Here is a 26,181-nt window from a genome sequence, read left to right as displayed (position 1 = left end):
TATTATGATGAGATATATTTTATTCTTCTTTATTTTTTTAATTAGTAGCAAGTCTTTTGCACAACTAGATAGTATTCAACAGTTAAAGGTTGTAAATCTAAGTTCTGCAAAATTACAAAAACACTCAAAAGGTTTTAAGGTTTTAGCATTGTCTGATTCTGTTATTGTAAAAAATATGGAGTCTTTTACTGCGTTATTGCGTTTTAATACACCCATATATATTAAAGAATATGGTGCTGGTGGCACAAGTACTGCAAGTTTTAGAGGAACTAGCGCCTCAAATACAGCAGTTGTTTGGAACGGGATTAATATCAATTCGGTTAATAATGGGCAAACAGGATTTAATGCTTTAACCGTTAATTTGTTTGATCATATTGATGTAAGAAGTGGTGGTGGAAGTATTGAATTTGGTTCTGGTGCTATTGGCGGAACTGTTCATTTAAACGATCAATTAAGTTTTGGAAATCATTTAAATAATCAATTGGTTTCTTCTGTAGGAAGTTTTAATACTTATAATAATTTATATAAGTTTTCATTTGGTAATGAAAGCATTGCAGCAAAATTTGGGGTTTCGTACAATCAATCTGATAATGATTATAAATGGCTTGGGACAGATGGTTTGAAAAATGAAAATGGAGCTTATGATAATTTAAGTTTTAGTTTGGGCTTTGCTTATAGACTAAATAATTTTAGTAAGTTGAGTTTGTTTTCGTCTAAATTTAATGGGAATCGTGAATTTTCAGGAACTTTGCCAAATCCTTCCGCAGCAAAAGAAAAATATAAAGATTATAATTTTAGAAATTTAATCGAATACAATTTTCATAAAAACGCATTTACACACCTTGTTAAATTTGCTTATTTAACACAAGAGTATCGGTATTTTGCCAATAAAAATGTAGACAATTATAATTATGGAAAATCAAAAACCTATTTGTTGAAGTACGATTTTAACTATAAAATTTCACAATATTCAAGCATAGAAAGTATTACAGAACTTGAATCTGTTTTTGGAAGTACCGATGAAATTATAGAAAAAAACCGAAAACAGTTTTCACAATCCGTTATTTACAATCTTAGTTTTGAAAACATTGCTTCCATAAATGCAAAAGTTAGAAAAGATTTTAATTCGGATTACAATGTGCCTTTTGTTTTTGCGCTAGGAGCCGAATTAACGCCTTTAAAAAATACGTTTATAAGATTAAACGGTTCAAAAAATTACAGAGTACCAACTTATAACGATTTGTATTGGCCAGCTTTGGGTAATGCTGATTTAATTCCTGAATCTTCTTTACAAGGTGAATTTGGTGTAGGTTATAAAACCAAAACGGTGAAATTTGATGTTGGTGTTTACTATATAAATTCCAAAGATAAAATAGTTTGGACACCTGGTGGTGATCCAGAACGACCAGGTATTTGGACTCCAATTAACGTGGCAGAGGCTATTAATAAAGGAATTGAGTTTACAGCGGCGGTAAACAAAGCAATTGGGAAGCATTTTTTGAATTTCAACTTAAATTATAGCTACACAATTGCAAAAGATAAAAGCACCAATAACTTTTTAACCTATGTACCAAAACATTTGGCTAACGGAAGTTTTGGGTATTCTTACAAAAGGTTTAGTGCTTTTTATCAGCACTTATTTACAGGTGAAGTATATACAACTACAGACAATTCAGCCAATTATACCATGCCGTATTACAATGTTGGAAATGTAGGTGTAAATTATAATATTATAAAAACAAATAACAATCAGTTAGGTGTGGGCGTAAAAGTAAACAATGTATTTAACAAAGAATATCAAGTTTTACCAAGTAGACCAATGCCCAATAGAAACTTTAATATTAACATAAACTTTAAATTTTAAATTATGAAAATCAGTAAATTTTTACTTAGCATCTTTTTACTAAGTGTATTATTAGTGTCGTGTGATGATGACGATGAACCTCAATTGCCAAAAGGGGATTATGAGAATGGAATTTTAATCACTAATCAAGGTCCTTTTGGTTCAGGAACAGGAACTGTTACTTATATTGCAGAAGATTTTTCTACTTCTCAAAATACTATTTATAAAGCTGTAAATAATGAGGATTTAGGGAATGTATTACAATCTTTAACATTCAATAATGAAAGTGCATATCTAGTTGTAAACGTTTCTAACATATTGGTAAAAGTGAATAGATACACATTTGAAAAAGAAATAGCTATAATTAATAACCTTAATAACCCAAGATATGCAGTTGTAGTAAATGGTAAACTTTTTGTGACTAATTGGGGAGATACTTCTGATGAAAGTGATGATTATGTTGCTGTTTTTGATGCTGAAACTTTAGTGTATGAAACTTCAATTTCTGTTGATCTTGGTCCAGAAAAAGTAATTGCTCTAGGAAATAATATATATGTTGCACACGAGGGAGCGTATGGTTTTAATAATAAAATATCTGTAATTGATGTTACTTCTAATTCTGTTAGTAAAGTAATTACGGTTGGCGATATACCAGCTTCATTGACTATTGATGATGAAAATAATTTATGGGTTCTTTGTAAAGGAAACCCATACTATGCTCCAGTAGAGACTTACGGTGTGTTAGAAAAAATTAATACATCATCGAATGAAATAGTTACATCTTTTGATTTTGTTGATTCGCACCCTGAACACCTTTCATACACAAATGGAAAGTTGTACTACCAAAACAACGGAGGAATTTTTGAAATGGAAACTTCAAGTTCTGCTTTACCTACAACTTCAATTATAACTGATTCTGGATACAGTTTTATTGCTAATGATGACTATGCATATGTTAATGATGCTAAAGATTATGCAAGTAGTGGGGAAGTGAGAATTTATAACTTAGACACGAAACAATTAGAAAAAACAATTGAGGTTGGAATAAATCCTGGAGGTATTTATTTCAACTAAATTAAAAATGGTGGTAGCATTCACTTTAAATACTGAAGGTTAACCAAATATTAAAAAATGAGATAACTACCTATCTACAAAATTGTTGGTAAATACATGAACTATCGGAATTATTTCTAGCAGTATTTATTTCAACTAAATCATTATGAAAAGGATGGGAGGAGCCAGTGTTAGTGCTGGCTTTTTTCATGTTAAAAATTTAGTTTTATAGTCTTAACTGGTTTTAAAGTAGGGTAAGCGTGTTATTTTGCTTTGTTATTTTAAAAACCTGACCATACGCAACATCAATATCAAAAGAATCTTTTAAGTGAATATTGTTAATTTTTGAAAGTATAGCTCTAATAACACCTGCATGTGTTGTGATAATAATTTTTTTTGAAGTTGAAGCAATAACTTCATTAAAAAATATATTTGCTCTATTGGCCAAATCAATGAAGGCTTCTCCGTTTGGTGTAGGTTGATTTACAAAATCATTCATCCAGATGTCTGATTTTTCTCTGGGTAAATTATCCCATTTTAAAAGTTCCCAATCACCAAAATTAAGTTCCATTAACCGGTTGTCTACAGTTATATTTTTAGTGAATTTGTGTGCTAATTTGGTGCATCTTTTTAAAGGACTTGAGTAAACAATACTATTTTGGTCAAACAAAACCTGTTTTAAAATCACTTCACTTTCTTCTTCAAAAGTAGCTGCTACATCTAAATCTGTTTGTCCGTAGCAAATGCCTTTTTCAATTTCAGGTGTTGTATGTCTAATTAAATAAATTTCCATAAAACCAATAAGCTTAAATAAAATACAACTTCAGTAATTTGTTGTGTTGCACCAGCACAATCGCCAGTTTGACCACCAATCCATTTATTAAAAAAACGACCTAATAATAACATTGCAATAAACGGAGGAATCAATGCTAAAAACACCCAATAAGTATCGTAAAAAAATAGCGGAATCAGTCCGATAATAACATTTAAAATCAAGTTTGTAGGTTTAAAACCTCCTGCAACATCTTTGGACTTGCTACTTTCATCAATTCTGGCATAAGGGTATAGGTATAAAATAAATGTAGTTATGCATCTGCTAACACTATGTCCTGCAATTAAGGTAATTATAAGTTGGCTGTTAATTTGAGAAAGTGATGTAAATTTAAGTGTTAAAAGGCAAATTAGTCCAACAATACCATAAGTGCCCACCAAAGAATCTTTCATAATTAAAAGAATTTTTTCTTTGGTATAGCCACCACCAAAACCGTCGCAAACATCAGCAAAACCATCTTCATGAAAAGCGCCAGTTATCCAAATGGTTGAAATAACACTTAAAATAATCGCAATATTTTGAGGTAATATGTATGAAGCGCTCCAATATATTAGTGCGCCAAATCCACCAACTATAATTCCAATTAAAGAAAAATATTTTGTGCATTTTTGAAGTGATTCACTAGAACAATTTATCCATTTCGGACAAGGAATTCTAGTGAAAAACATTATGGCTGTAAAAAAAATACTGAGCTCTTTTTTCATAATTAATTTTAAACAGGACTTGTAACACCTGCACTTTCAAAACTTGCCATTTGGTTTATAAATATTTCGGCAGATTGTATAATTGGGTATGCAATTGCAGCTCCAGTTCCTTCGCCTAAACGCATGTTTAAATGCAGAATAGGAGTAGCATTTAAAAAATTCAACATTTTAATATGACCTTGTTCGTTTGAAACATGAGAAAATAAGCAGTAATCTAATATATTTGGGTTAATTGCTTGTGCAATTAACAATGAAGAAGTTGCTATAAAACCATCAATAATTAATACCATTTTTAATTCAGCGGCTTTTAACATAGCACCTGTCATCATAGCAATTTCTAGACCTCCAAAGTTTTGTAAATTTTCAAATGGGTCTTCGCTAACACCATGAAATTTTTGAACTTTAGTTAAAATATCAATTTTGTTTGCCAAACCTTCATCTGTTAAACCAGCACCTTTACCAATGCATGAATCAATTGATTGTTTTGTAACAGCACTCATTAATAGCGATGCAGAAGACGTGTTTCCAATTCCCATTTCACCAAATGAAATAACATTGCTGCCATTTGCATGTTTTGCGGCTACAATTTCTCCAGAAATTACAAGCGCTTTGTTGCATTCTTCTTTGGTCATTGCAGGTTCAACCGAGTAGTCTTTTGTTCCTTTGGCAATTTTAGCATTGATTAATTTGGTATTTGGTTCAAAATCAAAATTAACACCAGCATCAATAACACTTAAATCAAAGTTATGTTGATTGCAAAAAACATTGATTCCTGCACCACCTTCTAAAAAGTTTAAAACCATTTGAGGTGTTACTTCTTGCGGACAAGAACTTACAGGGTAATTATTTACAATTCCGTGATCACCTGCAAAAACAAGCATTGTTGGTTTGTTTAATTTTGGAGATAATGTGTTTTGAATTAAACATAATTTTTGAGCAATAATTTCTAATGTACCCAAAGAGCCAATGGGTTTGGTTTTATTGTCAATTTTATGTTGAATTTCTTTTTTAAAATCTTTGTTAGTTGGTGTAATGTTAAATGTTGTCATTGAAGTGTTTATTTTAATTTTAAAGGTAGTCCTGAGACCATAAAAGTGGCTTTGTCTGCTTTATTTGCAATGCGTTGGTTTGTCCAACCTTGTAGTTCTGTAAATTTTCGGGCAATATGATTTTGTGCATGACCACCCATGCCAATTTCGTTTGAAATAATGATGATTTCACTATTTAATTTTGATAAATTTTCAATTTCATTGGTGGCAAATGCCAATGCTTTTTCAACATTGTTTTCAAAATCAAAATATAAATTGGTGAGCCATAATGTAACGCAATCTATAACTACAACAGCATTTGGCGGTATTACTTTTGAAATTTCGGTTTCTTCTTCAATGGTTGTCCATCTTTCGTCTCTGTCGTTTTGATGTCTTTCAACTCTCTTTTTAAAATCCTCATCCCAAATTCTTGAAGTTGCCAAATAGTAAGGTTTGTTGCTTAAACTTTCGGCCAATTGTTGTGCATAACTGCTTTTTCCAGAGCGTTCACCTCCGGTGATATAATAGATCATTTTTAGCAAAATTTTGAACAAATATAATATTTTAAAAAAACATTAAGGCTAGATAGTCTTAATTTATTATTTGTTGTTTATACTGATTTTAGAATCTATTTTACTAGCTGGTTAATTGTTTGATATACAGTTGTATATGTGTAAATTATGAAGGTGTTATGTAGTTTTTTAATATGTAAGTAGTTGTATATTAATTGAATATATTTAATTTATAAAATGGTTTAAAATATATTTTTCAAAAATAATAATTTTCAGGTGTTTTTGTTTTAGCTAAAAATGAAAAAAGCCAGTTCAAAAACTGGCTTCTTGGGTTTGTAATAAGTTGAATGCTATTATTCGGTTTTCTTTTTAGGTTCCGTTTTTTTCAAATCAAAAATATCTTTTCTTCTATCTTTTAAATTTCGAACACTTCCAAATTGATTCAATTCTCTTAACAAATCAATATCACAGTCTGCAATTAAAATCATTTCAGTATTTGTAGTTGCTTCGGCTTTAATTCCGTTTGCAGGAAAAGAAAAATCACAAGGTGTAAATACCATAGATTGCGCAAACTGAATGTCCATATTGTGTACTTTAGGTAAGTTACCTACGCTACCAGCAATAGCAACATAGCATTCGTTTTCAATGGCGCGTGCTTGTGCACAATGTCTCACCCTTGAATAACCGTTTTGAGTATCGGTTAAAAAAGGAATAAATAAAATGTCCATTCCTTCATCGGCCAATAATCTGCTTAGTTCAGGGAATTCAGAATCATAACAAATAAGAATTCCAATTTTACCACAATCGGTATCAAAGGTTTTTAATTCACTACCACCTTGCATACCCCATACTTTTGCTTCGTCGGGTGTTACATGAAGTTTTTCATACCTTTCTAAAGTACCATCACGTTTACATAAATACCCTGCATTGTAAAGTAGATTGTTCTTTATTTCGGGCATACTACCTGTAATGATATTGATATTATATGAAATTGCCAATTCAGAAAATTTTTGTACAATTTGAGGAGTGTGTTTTGCCAATTCTCTAATTGCTTGTGATTCTGAAAGATGGTTGTTTTCAGCCATTAAAGGCGCATTAAAAAACTCGGGAAACAACGCGAAATCTGAACGGTATCCAGAAACTGCATCCACAAAAAATTCAGCCTGATGCATTAATTCATCCAAGTTTTTGTAAGATCTCATTTGCCATTGAATCAATCCTAAGCGAACCACTGTTTTCATAGAAGTTGCTTTCGTACTTTTCTTTTCGTAGTAGATATTATCCCACTCTAATAAAACGGCAAACTCATTAGATGCTTCGTCACCCTCTAAATAACCTTTTAAAATTTTTGAAGGGTGAAAGTCGTTAGATATTTGAAAATTCAATACAGGATCGTGAATTTCTTTTCTTTTAACTTTTTTAATATATTCTAATGGAGATAAGGTGTCTGAATATTTGTGGTAATTTGGAATTCTACCACCAAAAGCAATACCTCTTAGGTTTAATTTTTCACACAATTCTTTTCTGTAATCATAAAGTCTTCTTCCAAGTCTTAAGCCACGGTATTCAGATTTAATAAAAACATCAATACCATATAAAACATCACCATCATAGGTATGGGTTTTAAAAGTAAAATTACCGGTAATATCACTGTAGGTATGTTTTTTATCAAAATTTTTGTAATCAATAATAATTGACAAAGCACAGCCAGCTATTTGTCCATTAATTTTAATAACAACCTGTCCCTCAGGAAATTTATCAATAAGTGTTTTAATTTGAATTTCTCTCCAATACGCATCAGGCATTGTTGCGTATGCCTCAATCATGGCTGTTTTTAATTCTTGATAATCATCAATTGTTAAAAACTGTAATTCAATATTTTCAATATTTTTTATCATTGTTTGTATTTATATGATTGCTTAAAGCTGGTTGTGTTTTTTAAATTATAATTTAAGGTTCAAATGTAGAAAAAATATTGATTTAAAGTACAATAAAGCAAGTCTATTAGGTAACAATTTTATAATAAAAATAAAGTAGTTTCAGATGTAATAGTTGTTAAGTTTTGTTTGCTAGTTTTAGTTGCTAATTGATAAAATTTAAATCTATTTTTCAATTAAAACAATCATCTTCTAAAATAAAAACTCAACTATTAAATTACTAAAAAAATGTTTCAAAAAAAAATTTTTTCAGCAAATTTTCACATTTATGTTAAAATTGTCACATAAATGTAATATTTTTAGAAAAGATTTACAGTTTTTAACGGATTTACGAAATCGTTTTATTGCATATAATAATCATAAAATATGGCTTTTTTTTAAATTATATTGTTTAATGTTGCTGTTTTATTGAAAAATATGTAATTTGCGAATTGTTGGAACATATAAAATATGATATTTATCAGTTTGTGAAATGTTCATTTTGGCTATCTTTGTACGTGATGTTAAATGAATGTAATTTACATCGAGAATTTAGTATTTTATTTAAAAAAAATATACCAAAATATGAAAGTTATAGATAAAATTGCCTTACTTAAAGCTAAAAGAGAGCAAGCTCTTAAAATGGGAGGTGATGCTAGAGTTGAAAAACAACATGCTAAAGGCAAATTAAGTGCTAGGGAGCGTTTAGATCTTTTATTTGATGAAGGAAGTTTTTATGAGATTGATTCTCTTGTAAAACATAGATCTACAAACTTTGGAATGGAAAAAGTTGAAGTAACATCTGATGGTGTTATTGTAGGTCACGGTTTAGTTCACGGTAGAACAGTTTTTGCTTTTTCACAAGATTTTACATCAAGTGGTGGTGCTTTAGGAGAAATGCACGCAACTAAAATATGTAAAATAATGGATTTAGCTATGAAAGCTGGAGCACCTGTAGTTGGATTAAATGATTCTGGAGGAGCAAGAGTTGAAGAAGGTGTTGATGCATTAAAAGGATATGGTGATGTTTTCTTTAGAAATTCTAGAGCATCGGGTGTAATACCACAAATTTCTGCAATTATGGGTCCTTGTGCTGGTGGTGCAGTTTATTCACCTGCTATGACAGATTTCATTTTTATGGTGAAAAAAACAAGTAATATGTTTATTACCAGTCCATATGTAATTAAAACAGTAACTGGTGAAGAGACTACTTTTGAAGAATTAGGTGGAGCTATGGTTCACAATACAAAAAGTGGAAATGCACATTTTGCTTGTGAAGATGATGCAGATTGTATTGAGCAAATTAGAGAATTGTTAGAATATTTACCTAATAACAATATGGAAAAACCACCATTGTTAGAAATGGGTGATGATCCAAAACGTTCTTGTGATATGTTAGATACTTTTATTCCAGACGATTCAAAAGTACCTTATAATATGAAGGAGATTATTGAAGAAGTTTTGGATGCGGGTCATTTTTATGAAGTACACGAGCATTTTGCTGAAAACTGTATTGTTGGTTATGGTAGATTAAATAACAGATCTGTTGGTATTATTGCAAATCAACCAAGTTTCTTGGCTGGATGTTTAGATATTGATGCATCAGATAAAATTAGTAGATTTATTAGAACTTGTGATGCTTTTAATATTCCTATCATTACTTTTGTTGATGTGCCTGGCTATTTACCTGGAGTTCAACAAGAATGGAATGGAATTATTAGACACGGAGCTAAATTGCTATGGAGTTATTCAGAAGCAACTGTGCCTAAATTTACAGTTGTTGTTCGTAAAGATTACGGTGGAGCATATGTAGCAATGAGTTCTAAACATTTAGGTGCTGATATGGTTTTTGCTTGGCCAACTGCTGAAATTGCTGTAATGGGTGCTAAAGGTGCTGTTGAAGTAATTTCAAGTTATAAAAAAGAAATTGCCGTAGCAGAAGATAAAGCAGCTGTAAGAGAAGAAAAAATTAATGAATATGAAACTGCATTTGGAGTACCATATTTAGCTGCAGAAAGAGGTTACATTGATGAGGTGATTTTACCAAGTGAAACCAGAGAACGTTTGATAATGGCTTTAGAAGCATTAAGCTCTAAAGTAGAATTAGTACCAGCTAAAAAACATGGAAACATTCCTCAATAAACTTTAAATATATGGAATTATTAGCAAAAAAGAAAAGAGCAGCAGCAATTGCAGTTTCTCTATTTTTACAAGCAGATGAAAACAATGGCAACGAAAGCGGAGTAGCTTCATGCAATTGGAGTAAAAATTCATGTAATTGGAGTAAAATGGGAATGAATAGAATAGCAAATGATAAAAAATTTCTATTTAATCAAGGTAGAATAACAGGAGTATAAATTTAAAATAAACGTACAATGATATACGATAAACACGGGTCATTAATTATGACTCCAATGAACTATGATGCAGACAGACCAAAAGCAGAAAATCCAATAAAAATTCAGGATTTAAGTTTTCGTGATGGACACCAATCGTTATTTGCAACAAGAGGTAGAACTGAAGATATGATACCTTTTGCTGAGCAAATGGATGAGGTTGGTTTTCACGCTATTGAAACATGGGGAGGAGCAACTTTTGATACCATGCACAGATACCTTGGTGAAGATCCTTGGGAACGTTTAAGGACTCTTAAAAAATATATGCCTAAAACACCATTTTTTATGTTGTTAAGAGGACAAAATGTTGTTGGTTATAGAAATTATGCTGATGATGTTGTTGATAGTTTTGTTCAACGTGCTTGTGACAATGGGATGGATATCTTTAGATGTTTTGATGCATTAAATGATTATAGAAACTTTGAAACTGCTGCAAAAGTTGTAAAACGTAATGGTAGACATTTTCAAGGTACAATATGTTATACATTAACAGAACCTAGATTGGGTGGAGAAGTGTATAATATGGAATATTACATCAACAAAGCAAAAGAATTGATTGAATTTGGTGTTGATTCTATCTGTATCAAAGATATGGCAGGTTTAATTGCTCCTTATGATATTTATAACTTAGTAGTTGAACTTAAAAAAATTACTGATATTCCTTTAAACTTGCATACACACTTTACTTCAGGTATGGGTGATTTAGCAATTTTTAAAGCTATTGAAGCGGGTGTTGATATTGTTGATACTTGTATGTCTCCATATGCTTATAGAACTTCTCATGCAGCTATTGAGCCATTGGTTATTTCTTTATTAGGAACTAATAGAGATACTGGTTTGGATATTAAAAAGTTAACAGCTATTAGCGCTCAAATGGAAACTGTTATTCCTAAATATAAACATTTAGATAACAGTCCTAAATACGCAATTATTGATACAAATGTAATTTTACATCAAACTCCAGGAGGTATGTTATCTAACTTGGTGAATCAATTAAAAGCAATGGATTCATTAGATAGATTGGATGATGTATTTAGAATGTTACCTAAAGTAAGAAAAGATTTAGGACAAATTCCTTTGGTTACACCTACTAGTCAAATTGTTGGTGTACAAACAGTAAACAATGTATTGTTTGATTCTTATGAAGGAGAATATTCTAAAATTACGCAAGAGGTTAAAGATTTATGTTACGGATTGTATGGTAAAACAACTTTACCAATTAATCCTGAATTAAGAAAGAAAGCTTTAAAAGATTACCCAAGAGGTGAACAACATATTGAAGTTAGACCTGGTAGTATTTTAGAACCAGAAATGGAAGCTGTTAAGGAAGGTGCTAAAGGATTGGCAAAAGATATTGATGATGAAGTATTGATGGCTTTATACCCTGTAACTGGAAAACGTTTCTTGAAAATCAAGTATGGTATTGATCAATTACCTGCTGATATGAAGGCTAAAACGATGGAGGAAGTTAAGAGAGATGAAGAATTAGTGAGAAAAGCTTTAGCTGGTGAATTATCTGCTTCTGCAGGAAACGGAGATGTTCCTATGCAAGAAATGGATGTTTATGTTGATGGTGAAAAATTCACTGTTTCAATTCCAAGTGGAAAAGCTTCTTCTAGACCTAAACGTAAAAAGAAAAAAGCGAAAGAAGATGAAGAAGAACTTAATGGAGCTGTAAAATCACCAATCCCAGGAATGATTGTTGAGTATAAAATGAAAAATGGTGATCAAGTTAAAGTTGGTGATATTGTTGTTGTTTTAGAAGCAATGAAAATGATGAACAATTTTGAAGCTGCTAAAGACGGTGTGATTTCAGGAATTAAATTTGATTCTGGAGACAGTGTTGCAAAAGGAGATACTTTATTTATAATAGAATAATTATCAACTACTTTATAAAAAAAAGGCTGTCAATTTTGACAGCCTTTTTTTTATAATTTTTCTTTCAATATTTTTATTTCATCACGCAGTTTTGCCGCAATTAAAAAGTCTAAAGCTTTAGCAGCTGCTTCCATTTGTTTCCTTTTTTCGCGAATTCTTTTTTCTATTTCATCTTTGGATAAATAATTCAAGGATTCTTCAGCGGCCATATTGCTAATTTCGTCGTAATTGTATGAGCCAGTGGTTTTATTAGATAAAATATTATCAATACTTTTTTTAATTTGTGTAGGCGTAATGTTGTTTTTTGTATTGTAAGCAATTTGTTTTTCTCGTCGCCTATCTGTTTCGTCAATAGTTAATTGCATACTGTTGGTAATTTTATCAGCATACATAATGGCTTTACCATCTACATTTCGAGCAGCTCTACCAATGGTTTGTGTAAGTGAACGGTGAGAGCGCAAAAATCCTTCTTTATCGGCATCTAAAATTGCAACCAAAGAAACTTCAGGTAGATCTAAACCTTCACGCAAAAGGTTTACACCAATAAGTACATCAAAAAGTCCTTTTCGCAAATCTGCCATAATTTCTACACGTTCAAGTGTATCAACATCAGAGTGAATGTAACGACAGCGAATTTGAATTCGACTTAAGTATTTGGTCAGTTCTTCAGCCATTCGTTTTGTTAGCGTTGTAACTAAAGTTCGCTCATCTTTTTCTACACGAATTTGAATTTCTTCAATTAAATCATCTATTTGATTTAAACTAGGTCTTACTTCAATAATTGGATCTAATAAACCTGTTGGTCTAATAACCTGCTCTACAAAAAGACCTTCTGTTTTTTCTAATTCGTAATCAGCTGGCGTGGCACTCACAAAAATCACCTGATTTTGAATCATTTCAAATTCATCAAATTTTAAAGGTCTGTTGTCCATTGCTGCAGGCAATCTAAAACCGTATTCCACCAGGTTTTCTTTTCTAGATCTATCTCCACCGTACATGGCGTGAACTTGCGGAACGGTTACATGACTTTCGTCTATAACCATCAAATAATCTTCAGGAAAATAGTCTAACAAGCAGAAAGGTCTGGTACCAGGTTCTCTGCCGTCTAAATACCTCGAATAATTTTCTATACCACTGCAATAACCCAGTTCACGAATCATTTCTAAATCAAACTCGGTACGTTCTTTTAGGCGTTTTGCTTCTAAAGGTCTCCCAATTTCATTGAAATAATTGTATTGTTTTAGCAAATCATCTTGTATGGCGTGAATGGCATTTTGCAATACATCTGGTGAGGTTACAAATAAATTGGCAGGATAAATATTGAGTTGTTCAAATCTTTCAACAACTGAATTGTTAGTCATATCAAAACTTTCAATCTCTTCAATTTCATCACCAAAAAAATGAATTCTATAAGCGTGTTCTCCGTATGATGGGTAAACGGTAATGGTATCACCTTTTACCTTAAAAGTTCCGCTACTAACTTCGGCTTCTGTTCTAGAATACAAACTGGTTACCAATTGTTGAAGAAATTTTGTTCTTGGTATGGCCTGATCAACTTCAATAGAAATGATATTTTTTTTGAATTCAACAGGGTTTCCAATACCATAAATACAAGAAACAGAAGCAATTATAAGTACATCTCTTCTTCCTGAAAGTAGGGCAGAAGAGGCGCTAATTCTCAATTTCTCAATTTCTTCGTTGATAGATAAATCTTTTTCAATATAAGTTCCTGTAGTTGGTAAAAAAGCTTCAGGCTGATAATAGTCGTAATATGAAACAAAATATTCCACAGCATTGTTTGGGAAAAATTGTTTGAATTCTGAATACAATTGTGCTGCCAAGGTTTTATTATGAGCCAAAACCAAAGTTGGTTTTTGAACTTGCTGAATTACATTGGCCACTGTAAATGTTTTACCTGAACCAGTAACACCCAATAAGGTTTGAAATTTTTCATCAGAATTGATGCCTTCAACAAGTTGTTTGATGGCTTCTGGCTGATCTCCAGTAGGTTTGAAATTGGACTCTAATTTGAATTGCATGTTGCAAAAATAAGCAATAATTACTATCTAATTAAACTGAAATGACCTTTTCGATTTCTGATGTTACCTTCGTTGTCTATCATTTCAGCAGTAAACCAATAATCTGTTGCAGGTACTGATTGCCCATTAAATAAGCCATTCCAGCCAGCTCCATCAGGTTGTATTTGAAGTAATAATTTTCCAAATCTGTCAAAAATATATACTTTAGAATTTCCATAAAAATTGGAATTCATCCCTTCAATTGTCCAAGTATCATTAAAGCCATCGTTATTTGGTGTAAAATATTTAGGAAAACCTAAAACAGAAACATCAATTTGAGAAATACCACAATTTCTTTTGTCTCTAATAAAAATAGTGTGTATCCCAGCTTTAACATTTTCAAAATGAGGTTCATCTTGATATGAAAATTCAATAAATCCATTCGTATCAGTTAACATAAATTCGTAATCTCCTACACCTAAATTTTGATTTATATTGTTGATTGTTATGGTGTTATTGTTAGAGTCGTCTGTAATGCTAATGTCTTTTTGACGAATTAAAGCTGGATTGGATTCAATAACTTCAAAAGTGTTGAAGCCTATACAATAAGTATCATCATTTAAATCATTTATATTGTTTTCGTAATTATGTGTGACTTCAACTTTGTATATACCTTCAGCATTTGCATCATAATTTTCAGTTGTAGCACCTGCAATTATTTTGTTGTTAAAATACCATTGGTAAGTGTCGTTTGTAATACCTGTAGCCCCATTTAATTGTTTTGTAAATTGTTGAGGTGTGTCTCTGGGATTGTTGATACATAAAATTGTAGCCTCATCTTTTCCTTTTGGAAGCGGAATAGGATTTATAACTAAATCAAATTTTCCAACAGAAATACAATTTTTTGTGATTTTATCAGAAATTTTCACAAAAATTGCCATTGAAGGATATTCTTTAATTCCGGTTATAGGATTTGTTTGCAATTGTGTATCTGTGCTGTTTTCATAAAAATCAACTGCAATTGTTGGGTCATTAAAAATAGCTTCAATGGTTTGTCTTTTTGTTTCAAAATTAAAAGTACCTTCTCCGTTTCCAAAGCTGCTCAGATCGTTTGAGTTTGCCAAGTCGTTTTCACAAGTATAGCTGTTTTCGTAAAAATCTAAACTTGTAGGATACACATTTAAGTCCATTGCTCCAAAGGTGTAACAATCAGAAAGTTTGTTTGTAACTTTTACCAACAATTGGGTATTTGAAGTTCGATATGCTGAAATATCGGTTATTGCCAAATTGTTATCTAAATCTAATTGATTTTTATAAAAAAGCACTTCAGTAGTTGGATCATTGTTGGTGAGTTCAGCTAATTTGGTTGATAAATTAAAGGTTGAAATTCCATCTGTAGGGTCTTCATCTATATCGCATTGGTCGTAAACAATGGTGTTAAAAGTTGAAGGCGGAATGTAAGTTTCAATTTTAAAATTACCTTTGTAGATAATAGGAAAACCACAAGAATCTAATAAGTTAACCTCTAATTTATAGGTACCAGCATCTGACAATTGAATATTTTGAAAAGTGTAACTTGCTGTTGTGTCAATTTCAACGTTGTTTTTTGTCCACGAATATTGAGGGTTTCCAGGTAAATTTTCTGCATTAAAAGTGTAATTACTGCCCACACATAATTTTAAGGTTTTGTTGGTAATAATTTCATTATTTCGTTCAACACTTGTAATTTTAATTGGCAATAATAATGAGGCTATAAAAGGTGGTAAACCTTGCATTGCCACTCCAGAGCCTAAGTTTAAAGCCTTTTGTTGATAGTTACAATTTAACCCAATTTCATCGGGTGCGTTTATAGCGTCCAAATAATTGGTTCCAATATAGTAGTTTTCAGGTACAGTTGCGTAAATTTTTCCGTTAGGAGCCAATTGTAAAGCACCTCTATAACCAACTTGTGATTTTATCAATGTTTTAAAATTTGAATTATCTAGGTCAAATTGAAATAATTTATTGTCGGTTCCATTAAATGTAGCACAGTATATTTTTGTTGACTGTGGAGAAAATTCGACACCATAAGGAGCGCCATCAATAGTTACGTCTGAAATTAACTCAATACCATCATTACTAACTTTACCAGTAGCATCATTAAAACTGTATAAATGAAGCTTGCCATCTCCCAAAATATTTTCACCAGTTTCTCGGTTTGTACCTTGTGTAAAAGTAGCACTTGCTAATTTTTTGCCATCAGGAGAAACTTTTAAATAACCTCTAAAGTCTGTAGTGTTATAATTTACGGTTGAAATTACAGGAACAGGATTTAAGCCTACAATATCATCAACTTTATAACTGTAATAATTATTATTAACCAGCGATATTACCCAAAAGGTATTGCAATCTGCCCCTTTAACTGAGGTTACTTTCTCTGTCCAGTCTGAATCTTTTCCGTTTGATAAATTGATAGGTCCTAAAACAACACTACCTAAGCCGCCATTGGTAGCCATATCTACCATATAATAATTAAAACCAGGTGTTTTTTTGTCAAAATAAGCACCAACAGTAAAAATAAAATACTTGTCTTTATTTGCGATACCTGGATAAGGTACAATGATAGCAGATTGTGTACTAGAAGGATTTCCTAATAAATTATCTCCATTTTTCATAATGCTGTGATCCCAAGTTCTAACTTGAGTACCATCAGTATAAAATAGCAATTTTCCGTTTTTATCAGAAAAAGAAGCACAACCTTCGTTGGTGATTATTGATCCAGTAACAATATTGGTAGTGCCATTGCTAAAATTAATACCAGCATTTTCCCCAAAAAACCAATTATTGGCTTCACCTTGTGCAAAAACCACAACAGCATTTAAAAGAAATATAAGAAAAGTTAATTTTTTCATGCACTACAAACATATCGTAAATCAAAGATATAAATATCAAATTAGATAGCTGTATATTTATTTACTGATTAAACTAAAATGTCCTTTTCTTACTTTTGAAATGTCTTTTGTATCTATCAATTCTACAGAAAACCAATAGTCTGTTGGAGGTAGTTGTTCACCATTAAAAAGACCATCCCAATTTGTAATAGTTGGGTCAAAAGTTTTGAGTAATTTACCAAATCTATCAAAAATATAAACTTTAGCACTTTTATACAATTTACTGTTAACTCCTAGTACGTTCCAAGTATCATTATGCCCGTCGTTATTTGGGGTGAAAAATTTAGGAAAACCAATTACAGAAACTTCAATTTTAGCAATTCCACAATTATTTTTATCACGTATAAAAACAGTATGTATACCAGCTTCAACGCCTTCAAATATTGCCTCATCTTGATAACCATAATCTTTGTTTAGCGCAAATTCATAATCACCATTGCCTAAATTAAGGGTATTAATTGTAATGGTATTGTAATCGCTATCATCTTTAACTTGGATGTCTTCAGAAGTGATTTTTGCAATTTCAGAAGGTTTTATTTCAATTGATTTTGTTCTAGAACATAAAGTACCATCTTTTTTGGTTAAAGTAACAAAATAGATACCCGGTGTTGAAATATTTGTTGTTTTATCTGTTGAAATTACGGTACTGTTAGAATCTTTCCATTCATAGTCTAAATTTTCGTTGTTGTTTTTTTGAGTAACAAATAAATTGACAATTGCATTTGGTGTTGAAGTGCAAATTATTTGAGGCGTATCAACTTCAAAATCAGGTAACGGATTTACAACAAAATCAATATTGGTTGAAGCAATGCAAGTGGTATTTAAAGGATTGACAACTTTTACTGTAATTGTTTGTGTTGCTGTTGAAAAAGGATTTGGAAGTGGACTAGATAATTCATTTCCAGAGGCATCAAAATAATGAACTTCCATTCCTGTTTGGTTGCCTAAAATAGTAGCTTGTATGTTTGTTGTGTTAAAATTATAAATACCATCATTAGACTCATCATCACATTCAGGTGCAATAACTACCGGGTTGGCAACAGGAGCAACATTTACGGTAAAGATCAATGTTGTTTGGTCAAAACAAGGTCCATTTGTTGCGTTGGTAGTGTTATTTGTAACTTTAATTGTAATGGTTTGACTTGCCGTTAAAAACGGATTTGGTAATGGACTTGGTAGTGGATTGTTGTTTTCGTCAAAATAACTAACCGTAACATTTGATTGTGTGCCAATAACAGTCGACTCAATTGTTGAAGTGTCAAAAGGGAATTTTCCATCGGCATCATCATCACATTGTTGTGCAATTGTTACTGGGTTTGCAAAAGGTAAAGCTTCAACAAATAAATTAACGTGCGGTCCTAATCCAATACAAGCATTTTTATTGTTACTGTCAATACGAACATAAATTTGATGGGATGTTATTGGAGTTAAAATTGGGTAATTGGTATTTGTATAATTTGCAGGGTCAATGGCATTTATTTCAGCCAAAGCATCAGATTCGTTTTCGTAATATTTTATTGAAACTCTTGAAGCGTCTGTATTTAATTCGGTATAAATTAAATTGGTTACATTGCTAAAATCAAAAGTTGTAATGCCATCTCTATTATCGTCGCATTTTGAAAAATCGACTTTAAAACTAGAACTTAATTGAGTTGGTTCAACAAATAATGTTACTTCAGCAATATTAAAACAACCTGCTAAAGTTGTTACTTTTGCATATACTTTTGTGCCATCTTTAGCTTCAAAAGCAATAGATTCACTATCGGAAATTAAGAAATTTGGGTCAGCAGTTTCTGCTCCAGTAAGTGTGGTATAAAATGTAATTATTTCTGTTGAAATTGTTGGCATTATTAGCTTTGCAGCTTCAATTAAATTGAAAAAACTAATACCATCATTGCTAGCATCGTCGCACTGAGTTAATTCAGCTGTTGGATTGATAATAGGTAAGGCATTTACTGTTAAAATAATTTCATTAGAAATTAATCCGCAAGAATTTCCATTTGTATTTAAAACCACCCTGTATTTATAATTTTTAAAACTTAGCGGTGTGTTTAAAATAGTTAATTTATTTGTTTTAGAATTGCTATACGTTAAATCATCAATAATATCAGTCCATAAATTACCATTGTCTATGCTTACTTGCCATTGATAACTATCAATAGTATTTGTTTCAATAGTTAAAATTGTAGTGTCTAATTCGCAGCTGGTTAAATCTGTAGGTTGAGCAATTATCTCAATAATTCCTGGAGTGCTATAGTTGGTATTTGGAGTTTTATAACCGTCGCTTCCAACAATTAAACCATTGGTAGAATTTATACTTGTACCTTTTATAATAGTTTGATTGGTATCGCTAGGTGTAAAACCGGCTTCAAAAACATCAAAACAAGTATCTCCATCACTGTCATTATCTATATAATCAAAGTTGCTATCTCCATCAATATTTCTAATATTGAAGTTAATTTCTCCGCTATCAGGACTTGTTTCAGCATTGTCGTCCCATCCGTTTAAACCAATAGTAGTGTTTACATTGTCAATAATTCCATCAAAATTTAGGTCGGGTAAATTACTATTTGATTCTTCTAAATCATAAATACCATCATTGTCGCTATCTAAATCTAAATAATCAGGCACCTTATCGTTATCGTTATCAATAGGCAAAATATTAGCATCAAAAATATCATCTAAACCGTCAAGGTTGCTATCATTTCCTGAAAGTGTAAGCAATGTTCCTGTTCCTTCAACTCGGTCAGGAATACCATCATTATCGCTATCATAATCAAATTCATTGGTTATTCCATCTAAATCAGCATCAAAAGGTAAACAAGTTGCTGTTATTTTAAAAGAAGCAGTGCTATTATTGGTTTCAGAAATGTTTAAATGCTTATAAGTAAAAAAATCGACCATACTTGTTACAAATTTGAAGGTGGAGGTACCAGCAGCAAGTGAGGTTGAGTTTAATTTAAATCTGATTTCAAAAGAAGAAAATTGTGTGATGCCAGCTTCATAAACACCATCAAAATTAGTATCTACCAACAATTGATTGTCTGGATCTAATAGTGTAATTGTTTTATCGTTTGTAACCTGAATTATGAATTCATCTTGATTGGTTAAAGCACTATTGTTTGATATTTCAAGATTTAATTTTTTGTTGAAGGTTAACAAATGTTTTACACCAGATGCTATTACGTTGTTTTTTGAAGCTACAGAACTGGTGAAATTTCCGTTGATATCTCCTGTAATACTATTTGAAGAAACTTCAACAGTTTTTACATCACCTATAAAATGATAACCTCCAATTGGTAAATTACCACTAGTTGGATCTGCTAAATTGATAGTTTGATTACCATAAGATTCGGTGCAGTTTAAAATACCATCATTGTCGTTATCTATATCTATGTTGTCTATAATCCCGTCATTATCAGTATCATCCGGACAAATACTAACAGGAATTTCAATAGATTCTATTTTAATGCCTGTGCAGGTAATACCAATTAATTTATAAGTTCCTGTGCTGAATGGACCATCAGCAGGAAATGTAGGTTTAAATGTTTTTGTGGTGTTTCCTGTAGGTATAAAACCATTTCCAGAGCCATCATCATAATACCATTCAATACTGTCAAAATTCCCCATATTGGCAGCTTCAAGGGTAATATTGTCAATGCAATTACCCAAGGTTGTAAAATTATTGTCGAAATTAATTTCAGGCGCCGTTGGGAAACCAGAATAAAAACTACCCGAAGTAGCAGAACCATTGTAATTAAAATAAGCACAATACAATTCATCATCACTTTCAACCGAAGTATCACCAGACAAGCCTAAAACTTTATAAGTAACATAATCTGGTTTTCCTGTGACAGTATTTGGTGAAGCTGTAATAGGATTTTTGTTTATTGTAATGTTTGCACCAACTTTTGTAACAATAGAAACACCACCATTATATATTTCACTTCCAATTTTATCTATTTGAGCAATATTATCAACATTGCCTTTTGTTTCACAACTTAATGGTGGTACAAAAAACATACCTTGGTTGGCTTCATTGGGAGCTCCATTATTACCCAAACCTCCAACACCTTGATAAGCAAATACCTTTTTTGAAGTTTCAACATACATATTTCCATTAGCACTGTATTTATCTCCTTCAATTAAATGATATGCTCCTGCATTTATAGTAGTTTCAGCTGTTGTATTTCCGTTGATGTAAATAGCGGTATTGTCTTCATGAGCAACAATCAAAATGTTTTCCCATCCATCAGAACCAAAACCTCTTACAAAAATAAATTCGTTTCCAATTTTATCGGCACCCACAATTTGATCAATACCATAATCTCTTGCATTCCCATTGTGAAAGCTGCCATTTGCTGAACCACAGTTAACTACAATTGGCTTGTCAGATTTAACCAAAGTTCCAATCAAGCCATCACGATTAATTGTATTGTCAAAACTATTTGTAGCAACTATAAAGCTTTCGCCTTCATTTAATGTTGTATTAATTGGAAAAGAACCTGTGTAATTTTTAACAATCAAGCCAGTAGGCAAGTCATCAAAAGTAACTTTTGTACCATCTTCAGTAGCCATTACTGAAACAAAGTTTAGGTAATTATCTTTAGGATTTTCATTTGTATAACTACCAACTCTAAATACGGTTCCAAGAGCAGATGCACCTTTGCTAACCAGCGCACCAGCTTGTGCGCCACCAGCTTCCATTCTAACGGAAACGTATATTAAATCGGTTGCTTCAATTATAAAACCTCTATCCGTAATTATTTGACCAGTTGAATACGATGGAATAAACAATTGCGCATAGCCATTGTCAATATAAACTTCTTGGGGTGCGGTTTTTGAGACTATATAAGTTTTGTCTTTTGATGAAGATTGCCCAACACGGTGTATAGTTACAGAGACATCTTTTGTACTGGGTGTTGAAATATAAAAATATTGATTTTCAGGTTCAGAACTTCCTGAATCTGCTGCTGTTAAAGGTGGTATATAATGTGTTTTACTTAATTGCGAAAAACTTACTTGAACAACTAATAATACAGCAAATAAAAGTAATTTACTTTTTAAACTTTTTATCTTCACAAATGACCATTTTGGGTTTGACCAAATTTAAGTTTAAAAGTTTAATTAAAACTGTAAAAATTGCACAAAAAAATGATGAATTGATTATAAGTCTCTCTTTTTTAATAAAGCATATGATAAATAAATAAAAATGGCGGTCCAAATTAGTACAATAACAATATCTAAAAATTGTACTGAAAAATCTTTTGACAAATTTTCTCCAACTTGTTTTGCAACCGTTTTTACAGCACTTAAACGTGTAAAAGGTTCTTTAATTAAATTGCTCATGGCTTCTAAAGGCAACATACGCATTAAATCATTTACGTGACTGTCAAGTTTCCAATAAAGCATTCCTTTTATAAAACCTTCAGCCATCGCCCAAACTAACATTGCGGCAACAGCAAAAGCAGATCTTTTTACCAATATTCCTAAAAATAATCCAAAAGAAAAGAAACCTACAAGTTTTACAAAAAAGGCAACCAAATATTCTAAATCGCTTGTAACTATTGAAAATTCATTGAAATCAGAATAAGTATATCCCAAAATTAACGATACAATAAACACAAATAATGTTGAAATACTTGCTAACAGAATTACAGTGTAAAATTTAGAAAGTACAAATTCTTTTTTGCTTAATCCATCTATTAAATTTTGTTTTAGGGTTTTGTTGCTATACTCATTAGACATCATAGAAACAATAACCAGCAGTAAAAAGAATTTAATAATTGCTGCTACGTAAGTGTTAAAATGCCAAATGTAGGGAAAGTCGAAAATGCCCATTTCAGCTAAATGAAATTGTACTGGGCCAATGTCAAATTTTATGGCTGCTATTAGGGCAATGCAAGTAAGTAATGCAAAATATATAAAAATTAAAATGCGACTAGCACGGTTGTATTTTAATTTATGAATTTCAATATCTAGTAATCGTAACATTTTAATTGTTGTTGTTGGTTATTGTTAAAAATTGTTGCTCTAAACTTGGTTTTCTTTTTACCAAATGAGATAAGATAATGCCGTTGTTAAAAAGGTAACTGTTTATTTCTGATGATGATATAGGCTTGTTTAATGTGGCTATAATAATATCGTTTTCTGTTTTTGTTGAAGAAATTCCGTTGAAATTAGAAAGTAATTCTATTAATTTTTCTGAGTTTTCTTCAACCTTTAATTCAAATAAACCGTTTGAAGCAGTCATTTCATCAACCCTGCCAGCATATAATTTAATGCCATTTCTTATAACTACAACATGTGTACATACTTTTTCAACTTCATCTAATAAATGCGAAGCCAATAAAATAGTTGTTCCGTTTTTTGCAACATTTTGAATAATTTGACGAATTTCATGAATTCCCTGTGGGTCTAAACCATTTGTGGGTTCGTCTAAAATTAAAATTTCAGGATTGTTTAATAGGGCAGAGGCAATGGCAAGTCTTTGTTTCATACCCAATGAAAATGTTTGGAATTTACTATTTCGGCGTTCGTATAAATTAACAAGTTTTAATTTATCATCAATATTTGCTAAAGAAACTTCTTTAATTTTGCACACCAAAGCTAAATTTTGAGCAGCAGTCATATATGGGTAAAAATTTGGACGCTCTATAATTGCGCCCACTTTTTTTAGCGCTTCGTGGGTAGATAATTTACCATCAAACCAACTAAACTCACCCGAAGTTTTGTTTACAACGTTTAAAATTATACCCAATGTAGTAGATTTTCCACTACCATTTGGGCCTAAAATTCCGTAAATATTTCCTTTTTGTATGTCGAACGATAAATTGTTAACAGCGTGTATATGCCCAAATTTTTTGTTTAGGTTGTTGATAGATATAATTGTTTCCAATATTTTTGTGTTTAGTATAAAATTAAGACGCTAATTATTAAAAATTGTTACAGCAATATAGTAAATTTGGCGTCAACATGATATTTTTAATATGGAGGAAGAAAAATTAATTTCAAAAAAGAAACCAGCATTTCCAATCAATCAACAATTGTATGATTATTTAACGGAGTACAATAGAAATATTAAAATTCCGTCTTCTTATGATGATTTATTGCGTTTTGCAGGTGCTATAAATGTGTATGATAAAAACGGAGAAGATACTTTATGGATTCGTGTTTACTATGCAGATCACGAGCGAGAAGAAATTGATTTGAGTTTAAAACGCATGTATTTAATTTTGCATGGCGATGGTAGTGAAGATTCTATTCCGTTTTTATCTGTTGATGCAATAGATTATTGCACCTTTGGTAATTCTAAACCTTTTAGAATAAAAATTAGAAACATTTTAAACGATAACCATACCTATTTATACATTAAAAAAGCAGATGCTTCAAGGGTTTATGGTTTAGAATTGGAACATATTTTATCGCCAAATAACATCAACTTTTTGGTTTATAAGGATACTTTAATTGAAGAACATGTTTTAGGAATTCCAGGAGATCAGTTTTTAGAAGAAAATCTTAAAAATGTATCAACCAGTGGGTTAAAGCGTATTTCTAAAGAATTTGTGAAATTTAATGAGCGTTGTATGATACGTTTATTGGGAGATATGCGCGCTTATAATTATGTGATTGTTGCGTCATACGATTTTGACCAAGTTGAATACCGAATTAGAGCAATGGATTTTGATCAACAAAGTTTTGAAGGTAATTTAAAGGTTTATTTTCCGCAGTTTTTTAAAGAAAACTTTCCGTTTGTAAAAATGGTTACCGATAATTTAAGACCAGAGTCTATTGAGCAATACAAAAAAGAAGAACGCTCTGCAATTGCTCGAAGATTGAAAGGATCTCACGAGCGTGTTACAGATTTGTTGGCTTGTATGGTTAATGATTCAATTTCTACTCCAGAAAAAGTTCATCAATTAAAAATGGATTTGAAAAAATATACCAACGATAAAAATTTCAAAGATTGTAACTCAATGGGTGAAATTTTACAAGTGGCATTTAATTTTGTAACTAGAAATTACGAAAACGTAAATACGTATATTATTAATTAATAATTATCAAAATCCATATCGTCTAGGCTTTCAAACTCGTCGTTAAAGTCATCAATATCAACATCACCATAAATGCTCTCAGAAGTAAATTCCTTTTCGGGAGCTTTTTCTGGAGCATCTCCAAAAGAAAAAACGGTTTTTGAATTTCCTTCTTTCAAAGTAGCTTTGTTATCGGTTAATTCAATAAAAAACGTCCACATAGCAAAAAAATCATAAACATATATTAGTTTATCACCTTTGCGTCTTAAAACTTCAGTTAGCGAGCAGTTATCCATAGAAATATCGTCATCATCTTCAGACATATTGCACAAAGGAATCTCAATTCCTTGTTCCCAATCCTCATCGGCTCTATAAAAAGAAGCCATTTCTTGTCCGCTAAAACCAAAAGATTTTGCAATGGTAAAATGTAAATTTTCTAAGCTAATAGTTTCATTTACAATAATATCTCTAATTACATCTTCTTCAACATCTAAAATAACTCTAATTTTATAAGCCATAACTTTCATTTTTTAAGAAAGCACAAAGTTACAATTTAAAGTTAAATTCCTATTTTTACAGTCTAACATTTTTTTATGAATCGTAAAAAAGAAATACTTTTAGAATTAAATAAAATGTGTGAGAACACATTGAATGAAACTTTAAGCATAGTATATACAGATTTGGGTGAAGATTTTTTAGTTGCTACAATGCCTGTAGATTCTAGAGTTCACCAGCCTGATGGAATTTTAAATGGAGGAGCAACGATGGCTTTGGCCGAAAGTGTTGGGAGTCCGGCATCTATCTTGGCGATTGATCGCAGTAAATACAGCGTTCGTGGAATAGAATTTTCGGCAAATCATTTAAGAAGTGTTAAAAGCGGATTGGTTACGGCAACTGCAAAAATAATTCACAAAGGAAAAACCATTCATTTGGTTGAAATTAAAATTGTTGATGACCGTGACAGGCTTATTTCTATTTGTAAAATAACCAATTATATATTAGCTAAATAAAATACAATCTTCAACAATAAATCTGCTA

18 protein-coding genes are annotated in these 26,181 nt (G+C 31.3%); 7 read left to right on the top strand and 11 right to left on the bottom strand.

The features are described 5' to 3' along the window. The first annotated feature begins 4 nt into the window (after positions 1 to 4). Positions 5 to 1,864: a TonB-dependent siderophore receptor gene (locus tag EC396_RS16635; protein ID WP_129367984.1), complete on the top strand. Its 1,860-nt coding sequence runs from the start codon at positions 5 to 7 to the stop codon at positions 1,862 to 1,864. A gap of 3 nt (positions 1,865 to 1,867) precedes the next feature. After that, positions 1,868 to 2,917, top strand: a complete 1,050-nt coding sequence (locus EC396_RS16630; protein WP_129367983.1) for a YncE family protein — start codon at positions 1,868 to 1,870, stop codon at positions 2,915 to 2,917. Between the two features lie 223 nt (positions 2,918 to 3,140). On the opposite strand, the gene cobC is transcribed toward EC396_RS16630, so the two are convergent. The 5 genes from cobC to EC396_RS16605 form a co-directional block, all read right to left on the bottom strand. Then, a complete protein-coding gene (gene cobC, locus EC396_RS16625; RefSeq protein ID WP_129367982.1) occupies positions 3,141 to 3,689 on the bottom strand; it encodes an alpha-ribazole phosphatase in 549 nt (182 codons plus the stop codon). Next, complete coding sequence (locus EC396_RS16620; protein WP_129367981.1) at positions 3,674 to 4,432, bottom strand: adenosylcobinamide-GDP ribazoletransferase; 759 nt, start codon at positions 4,430 to 4,432, stop codon at positions 3,674 to 3,676. The genes cobC and EC396_RS16620 overlap by 16 nt, the downstream gene beginning before the upstream one ends. 8 nt (positions 4,433 to 4,440) lie before the next feature. After that, positions 4,441 to 5,481: a nicotinate-nucleotide--dimethylbenzimidazole phosphoribosyltransferase gene (gene cobT / locus EC396_RS16615; RefSeq protein ID WP_129367980.1), complete on the bottom strand. Its 1,041-nt coding sequence runs from the start codon at positions 5,479 to 5,481 to the stop codon at positions 4,441 to 4,443. A gap of 8 nt (positions 5,482 to 5,489) precedes the next feature. Then, positions 5,490 to 5,993, bottom strand: a complete 504-nt coding sequence (locus EC396_RS16610; RefSeq protein ID WP_129367979.1) for a bifunctional adenosylcobinamide kinase/adenosylcobinamide-phosphate guanylyltransferase — start codon at positions 5,991 to 5,993, stop codon at positions 5,490 to 5,492. A 332-nt stretch (positions 5,994 to 6,325) separates the two neighbouring features. Continuing rightward, positions 6,326 to 7,870, bottom strand: a complete 1,545-nt coding sequence (locus EC396_RS16605) for a bifunctional GNAT family N-acetyltransferase/carbon-nitrogen hydrolase family protein (RefSeq protein ID WP_129367978.1) — start codon at positions 7,868 to 7,870, stop codon at positions 6,326 to 6,328. Positions 7,871 to 8,473: 603 nt separating this feature from the next. On the opposite strand from EC396_RS16605, the gene EC396_RS16600 reads away from it, so the two are divergent. The 3 genes from EC396_RS16600 to EC396_RS16590 are packed head-to-tail and all read left to right on the top strand — an operon-like array spanning position 8,474 to position 12,162. Then, the gene (locus EC396_RS16600; RefSeq protein WP_129367977.1) at positions 8,474 to 10,030 is read left to right on the top strand and encodes an acyl-CoA carboxylase subunit beta; all 1,557 of its coding nucleotides are present in this window, start codon (positions 8,474 to 8,476) and stop codon (positions 10,028 to 10,030) included. Positions 10,031 to 10,041: 11 nt separating this feature from the next. After that, positions 10,042 to 10,245, top strand: a complete 204-nt coding sequence (locus EC396_RS16595; protein ID WP_129367976.1) for a hypothetical protein — start codon at positions 10,042 to 10,044, stop codon at positions 10,243 to 10,245. A gap of 18 nt (positions 10,246 to 10,263) precedes the next feature. Further along, complete coding sequence (locus tag EC396_RS16590) at positions 10,264 to 12,162, top strand: pyruvate carboxylase subunit B (RefSeq protein ID WP_129367975.1); 1,899 nt, start codon at positions 10,264 to 10,266, stop codon at positions 12,160 to 12,162. Positions 12,163 to 12,212: 50 nt separating this feature from the next. Here the strand turns inward: EC396_RS16590 and uvrB are convergent, their stop codons facing one another. From uvrB to EC396_RS16565, 5 genes are all read right to left on the bottom strand, one after another. Further along, a complete protein-coding gene (uvrB, locus tag EC396_RS16585) occupies positions 12,213 to 14,201 on the bottom strand; it encodes an excinuclease ABC subunit UvrB (protein WP_129367974.1) in 1,989 nt (662 codons plus the stop codon). A 23-nt stretch (positions 14,202 to 14,224) separates the two neighbouring features. Beyond that, entirely contained in the window at positions 14,225 to 17,071 is a 2,847-nt protein-coding gene (locus EC396_RS16580) for a T9SS type B sorting domain-containing protein (RefSeq protein WP_129367973.1), read from the bottom strand. Between the two features lie 57 nt (positions 17,072 to 17,128). Then, a complete protein-coding gene (locus tag EC396_RS16575) occupies positions 17,129 to 22,192 on the bottom strand; it encodes a T9SS type B sorting domain-containing protein (protein ID WP_129367972.1) in 5,064 nt (1,687 codons plus the stop codon). Positions 22,193 to 22,276: 84 nt separating this feature from the next. Further along, positions 22,277 to 23,104, bottom strand: a complete 828-nt coding sequence (locus EC396_RS16570; protein ID WP_129367971.1) for an ABC transporter permease — start codon at positions 23,102 to 23,104, stop codon at positions 22,277 to 22,279. Position 23,105: 1 nt separating this feature from the next. Continuing rightward, positions 23,106 to 24,008 carry an ABC transporter ATP-binding protein gene (locus EC396_RS16565; RefSeq protein ID WP_129367970.1) on the bottom strand — a complete coding sequence of 301 codons (903 nt, stop codon included), beginning with the start codon at positions 24,006 to 24,008 and terminating at the stop codon, positions 23,106 to 23,108. Positions 24,009 to 24,099: 91 nt separating this feature from the next. Here EC396_RS16565 and EC396_RS16560 point away from each other — a divergent pair, with 91 nt between their 5' ends. Further along, positions 24,100 to 25,164, top strand: a complete 1,065-nt coding sequence (locus EC396_RS16560) for a hypothetical protein (RefSeq protein WP_129367969.1) — start codon at positions 24,100 to 24,102, stop codon at positions 25,162 to 25,164. Here EC396_RS16560 and EC396_RS16555 read toward each other — a convergent pair. Then, a complete protein-coding gene (locus EC396_RS16555; RefSeq protein WP_129367968.1) occupies positions 25,161 to 25,661 on the bottom strand; it encodes a hypothetical protein in 501 nt (166 codons plus the stop codon). The two genes, EC396_RS16560 and EC396_RS16555, sit on opposite strands and share 4 nt — an antisense overlap. A gap of 75 nt (positions 25,662 to 25,736) precedes the next feature. Here EC396_RS16555 and EC396_RS16550 point away from each other — a divergent pair, with 75 nt between their 5' ends. Beyond that, complete coding sequence (locus EC396_RS16550; protein ID WP_129367967.1) at positions 25,737 to 26,153, top strand: PaaI family thioesterase; 417 nt, start codon at positions 25,737 to 25,739, stop codon at positions 26,151 to 26,153. The last annotated feature ends 28 nt before the right edge of the window (positions 26,154 to 26,181 follow it).

The organism is Lutibacter sp. HS1-25 (genome assembly GCF_004121075.1).
Classification (GTDB): Bacteria; Bacteroidota; Bacteroidia; order Flavobacteriales; family Flavobacteriaceae; genus Lutibacter.
The sequence above is the reverse complement of the archived record's forward strand: the minus strand, read 5'-3'. Positions and strand labels throughout refer to the sequence as shown.

Coding starts and splice junctions, on each gene's coding strand:
- EC396_RS16635 (WP_129367984.1), top strand. CDS start 5: ATGATGAGATATATTTTATTCTTCTTTATTTTTTTAATTAGTAGCAAG.
- EC396_RS16630 (WP_129367983.1), top strand. CDS start 1,868: ATGAAAATCAGTAAATTTTTACTTAGCATCTTTTTACTAAGTGTATTA.
- cobC (WP_129367982.1), bottom strand. CDS start 3,689: ATGGAAATTTATTTAATTAGACATACAACACCTGAAATTGAAAAAGGC.
- EC396_RS16620 (WP_129367981.1), bottom strand. CDS start 4,432: ATGAAAAAAGAGCTCAGTATTTTTTTTACAGCCATAATGTTTTTCACT.
- cobT (WP_129367980.1), bottom strand. CDS start 5,481: ATGACAACATTTAACATTACACCAACTAACAAAGATTTTAAAAAAGAA.
- EC396_RS16610 (WP_129367979.1), bottom strand. CDS start 5,993: ATGATCTATTATATCACCGGAGGTGAACGCTCTGGAAAAAGCAGTTAT.
- EC396_RS16605 (WP_129367978.1), bottom strand. CDS start 7,870: ATGATAAAAAATATTGAAAATATTGAATTACAGTTTTTAACAATTGAT.
- EC396_RS16600 (WP_129367977.1), top strand. CDS start 8,474: ATGAAAGTTATAGATAAAATTGCCTTACTTAAAGCTAAAAGAGAGCAA.
- EC396_RS16595 (WP_129367976.1), top strand. CDS start 10,042: ATGGAATTATTAGCAAAAAAGAAAAGAGCAGCAGCAATTGCAGTTTCT.
- EC396_RS16590 (WP_129367975.1), top strand. CDS start 10,264: ATGATATACGATAAACACGGGTCATTAATTATGACTCCAATGAACTAT.
- uvrB (WP_129367974.1), bottom strand. CDS start 14,201: ATGCAATTCAAATTAGAGTCCAATTTCAAACCTACTGGAGATCAGCCA.
- EC396_RS16580 (WP_129367973.1), bottom strand. CDS start 17,071: ATGAAAAAATTAACTTTTCTTATATTTCTTTTAAATGCTGTTGTGGTT.
- EC396_RS16570 (WP_129367971.1), bottom strand. CDS start 23,104: ATGTTACGATTACTAGATATTGAAATTCATAAATTAAAATACAACCGT.
- EC396_RS16560 (WP_129367969.1), top strand. CDS start 24,100: ATGGAGGAAGAAAAATTAATTTCAAAAAAGAAACCAGCATTTCCAATC.
- EC396_RS16555 (WP_129367968.1), bottom strand. CDS start 25,661: ATGGCTTATAAAATTAGAGTTATTTTAGATGTTGAAGAAGATGTAATT.
- EC396_RS16550 (WP_129367967.1), top strand. CDS start 25,737: ATGAATCGTAAAAAAGAAATACTTTTAGAATTAAATAAAATGTGTGAG.